Annotated in this window: 13 protein-coding genes; 4 read left to right on the forward strand and 9 right to left on the reverse strand. The window is 29.9% G+C overall.

What is annotated here, in order from left to right:
- Nucleotides 1–9: 9 nt before the first annotated feature.
- From mreC to FAY47_RS06015, 7 genes are all read right to left on the reverse strand, one after another.
- Entirely contained in the window at nucleotides 10–855 is an 846-nt protein-coding gene (gene mreC, locus FAY47_RS05985; protein ID WP_143315651.1) for a rod shape-determining protein MreC, read from the reverse strand.
- Nucleotides 856–858: 3 nt separating this feature from the next.
- Entirely contained in the window at nucleotides 859–1,875 is a 1,017-nt protein-coding gene (locus tag FAY47_RS05990) for a rod shape-determining protein (protein ID WP_143315653.1), read from the reverse strand.
- An 18-nt stretch (nucleotides 1,876–1,893) separates the two neighbouring features.
- Nucleotides 1,894–2,580, reverse strand: coding sequence for a DNA repair protein RadC (gene radC / locus FAY47_RS05995; RefSeq protein WP_143315655.1), 687 nt, complete (start codon nucleotides 2,578–2,580; stop codon nucleotides 1,894–1,896).
- A gap of 38 nt (nucleotides 2,581–2,618) precedes the next feature.
- Entirely contained in the window at nucleotides 2,619–3,185 is a 567-nt protein-coding gene (locus FAY47_RS06000) for a Maf-like protein (RefSeq protein ID WP_143315657.1), read from the reverse strand.
- 196 nt (nucleotides 3,186–3,381) lie between these two features.
- Entirely contained in the window at nucleotides 3,382–4,059 is a 678-nt protein-coding gene (locus FAY47_RS06005) for a hypothetical protein (protein ID WP_143315659.1), read from the reverse strand.
- A 314-nt stretch (nucleotides 4,060–4,373) separates the two neighbouring features.
- Nucleotides 4,374–4,883: a GNAT family N-acetyltransferase gene (locus FAY47_RS06010; RefSeq protein WP_143315660.1), complete on the reverse strand. Its 510-nt coding sequence runs from the start codon at nucleotides 4,881–4,883 to the stop codon at nucleotides 4,374–4,376.
- Nucleotides 4,884–5,007: 124 nt separating this feature from the next.
- Nucleotides 5,008–6,468, reverse strand: coding sequence for an aminoacyl-histidine dipeptidase (locus FAY47_RS06015; protein ID WP_143315662.1), 1,461 nt, complete (start codon nucleotides 6,466–6,468; stop codon nucleotides 5,008–5,010).
- Between the two features lie 177 nt (nucleotides 6,469–6,645).
- On the opposite strand from FAY47_RS06015, the gene pyk reads away from it, so the two are divergent.
- Nucleotides 6,646–8,064 (forward strand): pyruvate kinase, encoded by a 1,419-nt coding sequence (pyk, locus tag FAY47_RS06020; protein ID WP_143315664.1) that lies wholly within the window; start codon nucleotides 6,646–6,648, stop codon nucleotides 8,062–8,064.
- 121 nt (nucleotides 8,065–8,185) lie between these two features.
- Here pyk and rpsA read toward each other — a convergent pair whose 3' ends face one another.
- The gene (gene rpsA, locus FAY47_RS06025) at nucleotides 8,186–9,334 is read right to left on the reverse strand and encodes a 30S ribosomal protein S1 (RefSeq protein WP_143315666.1); all 1,149 of its coding nucleotides are present in this window, start codon (nucleotides 9,332–9,334) and stop codon (nucleotides 8,186–8,188) included.
- A 270-nt stretch (nucleotides 9,335–9,604) separates the two neighbouring features.
- On the opposite strand from rpsA, the gene FAY47_RS06030 reads away from it, so the two are divergent.
- Genes FAY47_RS06030 through FAY47_RS06040 form a run of 3 tightly spaced genes read left to right on the forward strand, consistent with a single transcriptional unit; the run spans nucleotide 9,605 to nucleotide 11,358 of the window.
- Entirely contained in the window at nucleotides 9,605–10,015 is a 411-nt protein-coding gene (locus FAY47_RS06030) for a hypothetical protein (RefSeq protein WP_207706226.1), read from the forward strand.
- A 22-nt stretch (nucleotides 10,016–10,037) separates the two neighbouring features.
- Nucleotides 10,038–10,691: a PspA/IM30 family protein gene (locus FAY47_RS06035; protein ID WP_143315668.1), complete on the forward strand. Its 654-nt coding sequence runs from the start codon at nucleotides 10,038–10,040 to the stop codon at nucleotides 10,689–10,691.
- A gap of 10 nt (nucleotides 10,692–10,701) precedes the next feature.
- Nucleotides 10,702–11,358: a DUF1292 domain-containing protein gene (locus FAY47_RS06040; RefSeq protein WP_143315670.1), complete on the forward strand. Its 657-nt coding sequence runs from the start codon at nucleotides 10,702–10,704 to the stop codon at nucleotides 11,356–11,358.
- Nucleotides 11,359–11,400: 42 nt separating this feature from the next.
- Here the strand turns inward: FAY47_RS06040 and FAY47_RS06045 are convergent, their stop codons facing one another.
- A complete protein-coding gene (locus FAY47_RS06045) occupies nucleotides 11,401–11,820 on the reverse strand; it encodes a CBS domain-containing protein (RefSeq protein WP_143315672.1) in 420 nt (139 codons plus the stop codon).
- Between the last annotated feature and the right edge of the window lie 56 nt (nucleotides 11,821–11,876).

Consider the following 11,876-nt stretch of genomic DNA (forward strand, 5'->3'; position numbering starts at 1 on the left):
AGTCCACCTCTAGTCATACTTTATTTCTTTCTTATCTTTTGGCGCTACTATATATAGTTCTTCAAGCTTACTGAAATCTACAGACGGTTTAACCACTGCACTTTTCATAACCTTAACCTTATCTTCTTCTACTGACATAACTGTTCCAACTTTTATATCTTTCGGATATAAAAAGCCTAGTCCAGAAGTCATAATTACGTCTCCCTCTTTAACTTGAGAATCTACTGGAAGATTTGACACCTTCACTAACAAGTTATTTGAATTATCTTTATATCCTTTTAGTATACCAGTGTTATCCTTAGTATTTTCCACCTTAACACTGACATTTACATTTTCATTTATTATCCCTTGAACTATAGCCCAGTTGCTACCAACACTAGACACTTGACCAACTAGTCCATCTGGTGAAATAACAATCATATTTTTTTCTATTCCATCATTTTGACCTTTATCAACTATGTACCCATCTATAATTCCACTACCACTATAACTTATGATATTAGTAGCAATATAATTATAGTTATTATGCTGTTCTTTAAAATCTAATATACCTCTAAATTTATCATTCTCTTCTTTTAAATTAGAATATTCTTGAAGCTCATTCTTAAGCTCTTTATTTTCCTTAGCCAATTGTTTATTTTCTTCTTTAACATCAGAGAAATTTAAAAAGAAATCAACAAAATCTTTAACTCCACGATTCGCATTATACGCAATTTTTTGAATAGGATTCAGGGCGTCGCCTGCAGCACCCATAGGTCCTTTAGTTTCCTTACTTGCAGTAAAGATAATTAATCCTAAAAATGCAACTGACAGTACTATTACAGTAACTGCCAGTTTGTTCTTAAAGAGCTTCATCTACTATGATCTTTCTTCCCTGCTGATCTTGTCGAAATCTTCAAGAGCTTTTCCCGCTCCTAATACAACACTATCAAGTGGTGCTTCTGCAATATGTACAGGCATATTGGTTTCACGTGTAATTAACACATCTAATCCTCTTAATAGCGCACCTCCACCTGCAAGCATTATTCCTTTTTCCATAATATCAGCTGCAAGTTCTGGTGGTGTTTTTTCTAAAGTTGTCTTAATTGATTCAATTATTGCGTATACGGGTTCCTTAATTGCTTCTCTAATTTGAACTTCTGAAACTTCAATAATCTTTGGAAGTCCTGTAATCAAGTCTCTTCCTTTAATTTCCATCATTATTTCTTCTTCATCTATTTTATATGCAGAACCTATTTCCATTTTTACTTGTTCTGCAGTTCTTTCACCAATCATCAAATTATATTCTTTTTTAATATAAGCTATTATAGATTGGTCTAATTCATCTCCTGCAACTCTTAATGATTTACTAGTTACTATTCCTCCAAGAGAAATAATAGCTACTTCAGTTGTACCTCCACCAATATCAACTATCATACTACCAGTTGGTTCACTTACTGGTAATCCTGCTCCTATAGCCGCCGCCATCGGCTCTTCCATAAGAACAACATCTCTTGCTCCGGCTAACTTTGTTGCTTCTTCAATAGCTCTCTTCTCAACTTCAGTAACTCCTGATGGATAACAAACTATTATTCTTGGACTCTTAAATGAACTCTTGCTCACTGCCTTTTCTATTAAAGACTTAATCATGGTATGAGCTACATCGAAATCAGCAATTACTCCATCTTTTAACGGTCTAATAGCCACTATATTTCCAGGTGTTCTTCCTATCATTTGCTTAGCTTCTGTTCCAACAGCTAGACATTTTTTTGTAACATTATTTATTGCTACTACTGAAGGCTCTCTTAATACTACTCCTTTTCCTTTTACAAAGACAAGCGTATTAGCAGTACCTAAATCTATCCCCATGTCTTTATTGCTTCCAAAAAAACCCATTGTTTTGTCCCCTTTCAGTTATATAATTCCTTTTTCTTTTAAACTTGAATATTTTCTATCACCTATTATTATATGGTCTAATAACTTTATTCCAATTATATTTCCACATTCTTTTATTCTTAAGGTAATATTTATATCTTCCTCACTGGGATTTGGATCTCCAGAAGGGTGATTATGACATATTATAATAGACGCTCCACTATTTTTTATAGCTTCGCAATATATCTCTCTTGGATGAACTAAAGATGAATTAAGTGTTCCTTTAAAAACATCTTTAATTTTTATTATTTTATTCTTTGTACTTAATATTATTAGCTTTAGAATCTCCTGATTTAAATTAGCCATTTCTATCATAAGCATATCAGCTATATCCTTAGGTGAATTAATAGTAATTTTATTATCAGCCTTTAAAGTATTAAATCTTCTAAAAAGTTCAGCTAAGGCCAATACTTGCGAAGCCTTCACTGTTTTAACACCTTTGATTCTCTTTATATCATCATATGTTACATTTAAAATGCCATTTAAACCATGAACTTCACTTAATATTTTGCCACTAAGGTTTAAAATATTTTGTCCTTTAGTTCCACACCTAAGTATTATCGCTAATAATTCTTGATTGCTTAAAGTATCAGCCCCAAAGTTCATCAACTTTTCTATAGGCCTTTCATTACTTGGAATATCTGAAATTTTAAGATTGTTGTCCATATTTAACTCCTAAAATACAAATTCCCATTCCCTCTTAATTATATTACTCTTTCAATCATTTCATTAAGTTTATTTAAAGGTAACCCCACTACATTATAATAGCAACCTCTAATTTCTTTGACAAAAACCCCAGCTTTTCCTTGAATCCCGTAAGCACCTGCCTTATCCATAGGATCTCCAGTAGCTATATAGTCTTTAATCTGTTTTTCAGTTAACTTAGAAAAAACAACTTGAGTTTCTACAAAGTCTTTAAGCGTTTTTCCACTATCTGTATTGATAATTACTATTCCGGTATACACATTGTGAGTATTACCACTTAATTTGCTAAGCATTTCATAAGCTTCCGACTTATCTTTAGGCTTACCAAGTATTTCATTATCTAAAGAAACTACAGTATCTGCCGCTATTATTATTGAAGATTCACTTACCTTACTTAGTACATCTCTAGCTTTACCTAGTGCAATATTTTCTACATAATCTGATATGTTTCCTGTTTTTTTTACCTTCTCCTCATCAAATTCACTGACAAGTATTGTGAAGTTTTCTACAATTCTACTTAAAAGCTCTTGTCGTCTTTCTGAAGCCGAAGCCAAAATCACCTTCAAAACATCACTTCCTTAAAAGTATACTTCTTTAGTATTACCTTTATTTATAATTTTAAACATATTTTTTAAAATTATTCCATAACTTGAATAAAGTGTAGTTAATACTGTTCTTACACCTAATATAGTTTATCATTTAATACCCCTTTAAACAAGGGTGTTTATCCAATTAAACACTTTTTAATTTTTTTTTAATAATTCAATTTTGTTTATATTTTATTATTATATTATATAAAAATACTAACAATTCTGATGTATTCTCTTTTTTCAATTCATCTGGAAGACCTCTCACATTATTAAAAAGCAAATTAAATTCATCACTTTTATCACTAACCTTTTCTGAGACACTATTAACCCATGCTTTAAATTCCTTTGTATCAATGCTTTTGACATCTTTTTCATAAAGTTTATTTATTATTTTAATATATCCATCAATAATTTCACTTTCAGTTCTATCTCCTACTTCTTTACCATCTAGCTTACATGAAATTCTAAAATTACTTATAGATCCTTTAGTGAGTTCTTGGCTTTTAGTTTCTGAATCTTCTAAAGAATAAATTCCCGCAATAATTTTAAAACTTCCATTTTCCTCTATAATGGCCTTTGAATATTCCTCCGGTATACTTTTCATTGTCAACTCAGCATTATTCTTATTTGAATATAATCCACATTGAATAATTCCAAAGGATTTTTCAATGCCATCTACACTACTATCTTCTTGTTTAACACTTTCTTTTTCTTTTACTATTTCTTTATCTCCTATTAATAACCTATATCCTCCTACTCCTAAGACTATTGAAAGTATAATTATTAATATTAACCATAAGAAAAAATTTTCTCCACTTTTTCGCTTGTAATCATATCTTGTGTATCTCATAGTATCCCCCTTATTAAATAATTTATTTTGCACATTTTTAAAAGCTCTGCTAATAATATATATTTCTAAGGTTACAGTTTTATTCATTATGTAGTTCTAGTTTAATAACTTGTTATTACTTATAAAAATCTCCTTTGCCTCTTTATAGGCTATAGTTATTAACTTAAAACACTGTTATCTCTTTACTTTTTTATATAAAAAACAATAGCATGCTAAACTTAGTAATTTTGTTTAGCATGCTATTGAAGATGTTAATGTTTTCATTTCAACCACTATATTTATTCTCTATTAATCGGTCAATTCCATTTACTTTACTACCTTTTATTCATAATAACAAGATTTCTCTCATAATCATTATCTCCATCAAAAAATCCTTTTGTTACTCTAGATACATGGAATCCCAAACTATTCCAAAATGATATTCCCCCAAGATTGCTTTGTACAACCCCTACTTCAACTTTATCTATAAAAAAATTCATCTTAAAGTACTCTATTACTTTACTTATTATAATTGAACCTTCTCCTCTATTTCTTAGTTTCTTATCTATTATAAAAAGCCAAATAAATAACTCGTTCCCTTTTTCCATTTCAAATCTACCTTTAAAAACAGCAATTATTTTTCCTTCTTTACTAACCTTAATAAAACTTTCACCACTAGCTACATAATACTCTAGATATCTTCTATAAAAAATTTGTGGCTCTAAGGAGTAACAATTATTATCCTCTTCGCTATTTTCCTTTATCCATTCACTAAGAAGTTGCAAATCATTTTCTGTAACACTCTCAAATGCATAATCTTCATACTTAAAATCAACATTAACCATAAACCCACTCCTTTTAGGTAAACTCTCTCCTATAATATTGATATTCTACAAATATTTATTTTTCCCTTCACTTTATTATAAAAATAAAAAAAGGAATGGTTAAGGCTACCATTCCTTTTTACTACTAGTATTTGTTATTTATCTCTTTAAGCACTTCAAGTAAATATTCCCATACTCTTTCAGTAGAACTTATAGACAAATGCTCTTGTGGTGTATGTGCATCTCTTATATCTGGTCCGAAACTTATCATATCTAATTTCCCTAATCTTTCTTCAAACAATCCACATTCTACGCCTGCATGAAGTGCATAAACCACAGCATCTTTTCCATACATCTTTTTATAAACATCTTTACATAATTCTCTAATCTTAGATTCCTTGTTATATTCCCAAGCAGGATATGGAGCATGAACTTCAAATTCACCACCAACAACTTTTGTTAGCACTCCAATTCTATTTACTATATCTTCCTTTAATGTTGTAACAGAACTTCTAACAGCACTATGGAATTCTACTTCTTTATCCCCTGTAGATACAACTCCAATATTATTTGAACTTTCAACTAAACCTTCTATGCTTGCACTCATTGTACTTATGCCATTTGGATAAAGGTACAATAAGTCTACAATCTTGTCAGTACAGTCTTTAGTTAATTTTTCACTTACTTTATCTGTATATTCTTCAACAATTAAAGTAACTTCAGAATCTGTTTCTTGTAGCTCTAATTTTATTATCTCACTTAAAGCTTTTACTTTAGAAATTAAGAATTCTTCTTTGCTTCTATCAATAGCTATAATTGCATCTGCTTCTCTAGGAATAGCATTGTCTTTAGCTCCTCCATTAATTGAAACTAAATTAAAATCCAACTCACTTGCTAATTCATTAAGAGTTCTACCCATAATCTTATTAGCATTTCCTCTTCCTAAATGAATTTCAGAACCTGAATGTCCGCCTTTAAGTCCTTTTACAACTACATTAAATAACTTTTCATTATTTAAAGGTTCTTTTTGTAATCTAATAGATGATTTTGCTCTTATACCTCCTGCACAACTAACCAAAAGATATCCTTCTTCTTCACTATCAAGATTTAACAACACTTTTCCTTTGATATCATCTTTAGATAGTGCTTGCGCTCCTGACATTCCTGTTTCTTCATCTGTAGTTATAAGCACCTCAATAGCTGGATGTTCTATTGTGTCATCAGCAAGAACTGCCATAGCATACGCAACTGCTATCCCATTATCTGCTCCAAGTGTAGTACCATCTGCATAAATATCATCATCTTTTATTACAAGCTTTATTGGATCTTTTTCAAAATCATGCTCTGTTCCTTTATTCTTCTCACATACCATATCCATATGCCCTTGTAAAATTACTGTTGGTGCATTTTCATATCCCTTTGATGCAGGCTTTCTAATTATTATATTTAAAGCTTTATCTTGAGTAACATCTAGTCCAAGCCCTTTAGCAAATTTCATTAAGTAATCACTTATTTCCTTTTCATTTTTTGAGCCTCTAGGAATTTTAGATATTTCTTCAAAATACTTAAATACTAAGGCAGCCTTAGAACTTTTTAAATTTTTCATTTTTATTCTCCCTTTCGTCCATAATGTGTTAATATTATACTAAGATTAGTTTTAGTATACCATATTGTATATCTTTATTTAATTATTTTCAAAATAATCCAATATTATTATAAGCGTTTATGCTAATAATATTTAATATGACTAATCATTAATAAATCTTAGGAGGTTACTTAAAATATGCAAAAAACAAAAATGATTTTTACAATCGGTCCAGCTAGTGATAATGAAAAAATGCTTAGAAAATTTATAAACATTGGTATGAGTGCCGCAAGGTTAAATTTTTCACACGGAACCCATGAGACGCATAAAGAAAAGATTGACCTAATAAAGAAAATAAGAGGAGAAATGGATTCACCAACTGCCATCATATTGGATATTAAAGGGCCAAAAATTAGAACTCATAATTTTGTAAATGATGGTGTTGAACTTGTAAAAGGACAAGAATTTTCATTTATATGTGGTGAAGAATTGCTTGGAGATAATACAAAATGTTCAATATCTTATGATATATTATATAAAGATGTAGAAGTTGGCGGAAGCATCTTAGTAGATGATGGTTTATTAAAATTCGAAATAATACAAGTTGTTGGTAAAGAAATCAAGTGTAAGGTAAAAGTTGGTGGAATGATAAAAAATCACAAAGGTGTTAATGTACCTAACGTAAAAATTAAACTTCCATCAATTACTGAAAAAGATATAGATGATATAGCCTTTGGATGTGAAACAGGTGTAGACTATATAGCTGCCTCTTTCATAAGAAAAGCTAGTGATATATTAGAAGTAAAAAGAGTTCTAAAGAAATATGGTGGAGAGAACATTCAAGTAATAGCTAAAATTGAAAATCAAGAAGGTGTTGACAATATTGACTCCATCATCGATGTAACTGATTGTGTTATGGTTGCAAGAGGTGACATGGGAGTTGAAATTCCTATAGAAAGAGTTCCTATAATCCAAAAAATGATTATTAAAAAATGTAGAAAAGCTGGCAAAACTGTAATTACAGCTACCCAAATGCTTGATTCTATGATAAGGAATTCACTTCCAACTAGAGCTGAGGCCTCTGATATATGTAATGCAATATTTGACGGAACTGACGCTATTATGCTTTCTGGCGAAAGTGCTTCAGGTAGTTTCCCAAAAGAAGCTGCTGAAACTATGGCAAGAATAGCTCAAGAAGCTGAAGCTAACTTAGATTATGACCAAATTTCTAAACATTTAGCTGAATCTTCGTTAACTGAATATGCTGATGCAATTAGCTATTCAACATGTAGAACAGCTTCAGCTTTAAATGCTAAGGCAATTGTTGCTGCAACAAAGAGTGGCTCTACTGCAAGATTACTATCAAAATATAGACCAAAATCTCCTATTATAGCTATAACTCCATACGAAGAAGTTAGAAGAGCTTTAGCTTTAACTTTTGGAGTTCATCCTACTAAATGTGAAATGTTTAATAACACTGATGACATTTTGGTAGAAGCTAAAAAGACCGTATATGATTTAAATGTTGCTAGAAAAGGTGATGATGTAATAGTTGCCGCTGGAATGCCAACTACTCATACTGGTGGAACTAACATGATGAAAATAGAAAAACTATAATCATTAAATATCTTTTCTATAAATTCACAATGTACATAATAAAAAGATAAGCTATCTTTATTTTGCTTAAAGATAGCTTATCTTCTTGTTACAACATAAAAAATAAATATCATTCTTATCTTTATTCAAATTTAAAATCTTTGAATAATTCTCCTAAGCTTATGCCCTCTTCTTGATCATTATATTGTAAGTATTCTTTGCTCTTTTCATCTGCATCTTTTATGCTTAAGCTTAATTTTTTATTTTCTTTATCAACATTTAACACCTTAACTTTAACTTTTTGTCCTGTCTTTAAAACATCTGCTGGCTTTGTTATATTTTCATCTGTTATTTCGCTTATATGTACTAATCCTTCAACCCCTGGTAGAACTTCAACAAAAGCTCCAAACGAAGCTAACCTAGTTACTGTTCCATCAAATATTTCTCCATCTTTTATTGAATCACCATGAACTTTCCAAGGTTCCTTTTCTACATCCTTAAGTACTAATGCCAACCTTTCTCTATCTCTATCTACTTCTCCAACAAAAACTTCAACTTTGTCTCCTACATTAACTACATCTTCTGCCTTATGCACTCTTTCCCATGATAAATCGTTTAAATGAATTAATCCTTCGATTCCTCCAATATCTACAAATGCTCCAAACTTAGCTATTCTTGTTACAACACCGCTTCTCTTCTCGCCAGACTTAACTTTTGCCCAAGCCTCTTTTTTGTTTTTTTCATATTCCTTTTCTTCTATAACTCTTCTTGAAGCAACTACCTTTCTATTTCTGAAATCTAGTTCAATTATTTTAACTTCAAGAACTTTACCTACAACTGTTTCTAACTCAACTCTTTCTCTGCTAATTTGAGATCCTGGAATAAATACTCTAATACCTCCATAGTAAGCAACTACTCCACCTTTTACAACTTCCTTAACTTTTACAGAAATAATCTCTTCATTTTCAAAAGCACTTTTTATATTTTCTTTTTCTGTAACCTCTAATGCCCTAACTCTTGATAAAAGAACATAACCTTCTCCATCATTAGGGGATATAACATATACATCTAACTCATCATCCTTCTTTACTACATCTAAAGGATTTGTGTCATCGTATGTTAACTCTTCTTTAGTTATAAGTCCATCAAAAGCATAATTTATATTTACAGAAACTTCTTTATCATTTACATCTATAACTTTTCCCTTTAAAATATCTCCTTGCTTTATTCTCTTAACATCATAATCTGCTAATAGACCTTCCATACTATCGTTTATAGTTTCATTTGCCATCAAAATTCACTCCCTACATATAATCTTAACTTAATTCTAATTTTATACGAAGGATATCTATTATACAAGTATTGAGTATCCAAAATATAAACATATCCAAGTCTTACAATATAATTAAGTTTTTATTAAGTTCTTCTTTTCCTCTTCATTGCTTAAATTTTTGTTATATAATATACTATAATATATATACACTGTATCATTTTGGGGGGTGATATTATTAAAAGACTAGTAAAAAAGATTGTTTTAACTTCTATCTTTGCACTTTTATTTGTGTTTTCTAATGTAATTACAAGTCCAGTATCTATACCTTTTAACCAAAGTAATACAATTACAATAGTCCAGGCAAAAACTGGTTCTAGCAGTAAAAGTTCATCTGGCTTCAAATCTGGAGGTTTTTCATCTGGCAAGAGTAGTTCTAGTAGTAAAGATTTTAAATCTGGTTCATATTCTTCAACAGATAAAAATTCTTCTAGTTCAACAGATAAAAATACAAATAATGATTCAGGAAGCTACTCTAGTGGTAATAGTGGATGGGGCGGTAGTTCCTATCGAAGATCTTGGTTCCCTATTCCATTCTTTTTTGGCGGTGGATCAATAATATCTTCAGTTATAAAACTTTTAATTATATTTATGATTATTATATTTATAATTAAAATTTATCAAAAGTATAAAAGAAAATAACAAATCTTAGGAGGTTACTTTTATGGGAATTTTTTCAAGAATGTCAAATATGTTAAGAGCAAAAGTAAATACTACATTGGATGAAATGGAAAATCCAATAGAATTATTAGATCAAAAAATTAAAGATATGGAAGAACAATTGAGCAAAGCAAAACTAAATTCAGCACAAGTTCTAGGTAATGTTCATGAAATAGAGAAAAAAATGGAATTAGCAAAAAAAGAATCTGCTGATTTTGATGAAAAAGTCAAATTAGCTCTTGCAAAAGGTAATGAAGATTTAGCTAAAAGAGCTTTAAGCAAGAAAGTTGATAGTGATAAAAGATATGAAACTTTAAAGGCTACTTATGAAACATCAAAAGTACAAGCTGATACTTTAAAGAAAAATCTAAAAGCTCTTCAAGATGAAATAGATAAGACTAGAAGCTATAGAGATGAAGCAGCTGCTAGGTACTCTAGTGCACAAGCTTCTAAAAAAGTAAATGAAGTATTAGCTGATGTCAAAACTAAGTCTAACTCAATACAAATTGATAATATAGAAAGAAAAATCGCAAGAGAAGAATCAATGGCTCAAGGATTAGGTGAACTTAGAGAAGTAGATGATTTTGAAAGCGAATTTGCTAAACTTGATAACGTTGATTTAGATTTAGAACTTCAAAAATATAAAACTCAACAATAGTAGGTATATTATGACTAAAAGTATAGATTTCATAGATAAAGAAAAAGATTACTGGGGTAAAATATTTACCGACATAACTTATGCCATAAGTGAAATCTCACCTTTTGTTGAAGAAAAAGATTTAATGACACGAAGATATTACACAAAGGTGGGTATTCTAAAAGAATATATGACTAAGCTTAATTCTAGTGAATTAGATTCAAAGAAAAAATCTTTTTTTAATATGTTTAAAGATGATGAAAGAATTACTAATTTACAAAGGTTTAAACAAAATAATTTATCAACATTTAAGCAACTAGAAAGCTGCTCAAAATGTCAATGTCTCAATTGTTCATTTGAATGCAAATTTAGTAGCTGCTCATCTTGCAAGGAAGGATCCTTATTAAAATCTTGTGATAAAGATAAATTTAATGTAAGAACTTATACTAATTTCAATCTAGATCTTACTAACAACGATACTGGTGAAGCAAATAAGTATAAAGTACTTGCCGTAGTTGAAAATTGTAGGCTAGAAAAATTATATATTTTTCTAGAAAACATGTATAATCCAGATGATAAATTAGTCCTATATTACTACCCTGGAATTAAATCAGATGATTTTGGGGAAATAACCGATTCATTTGAATTTGACTCTGTAGTTCAAGCTTATCAAGAATCTGATTATTAAAAAAGGTTAGCTAAAATTCACAATTTTAGCTAACCTTAAAATTTATAATTCTTTTCTTATTTTATTTAATTCACTAAAGCAATAATTTATTATATCACTTCTCTTTATAATCCCGATAAAAATACCATTATCATCTACCACTGGTACAAAATTTTGATTAACCGCTAAATTTATCAAGCTTTCTATATCTGCATTTATTGAAACGCTTTTATGATAAACTCTTCTTTCAATATCACTTATTTTAACAGATTCAGTATTTTTAAAATTCAAATCAGGAGTATTCTTAAGTTTCCATAACAAATCTCCTTCTGTTAATGTACCTACATACTTACCACTTTTATCAATAAGAGGTATCGCTGTATATCCGTGATGCTCCATCCTTTCCATTACTTGTCTCATCGTTGCATCAACATTTTCGCAGACCACTTCATTTTTAGGTGTAAGAAAAAATGCTATATTCATAATTCTCTCCTCATATTTCTAGTTAAATTATATTTATTTTATTCTACATTTATTAT

Origin of the sequence: Clostridium sp. HBUAS56017 (assembly GCF_007115085.1) — a bacterium.
Classification (GTDB): Bacteria; Bacillota; Clostridia; order Clostridiales; family Clostridiaceae; genus Clostridium; species Clostridium cibarium.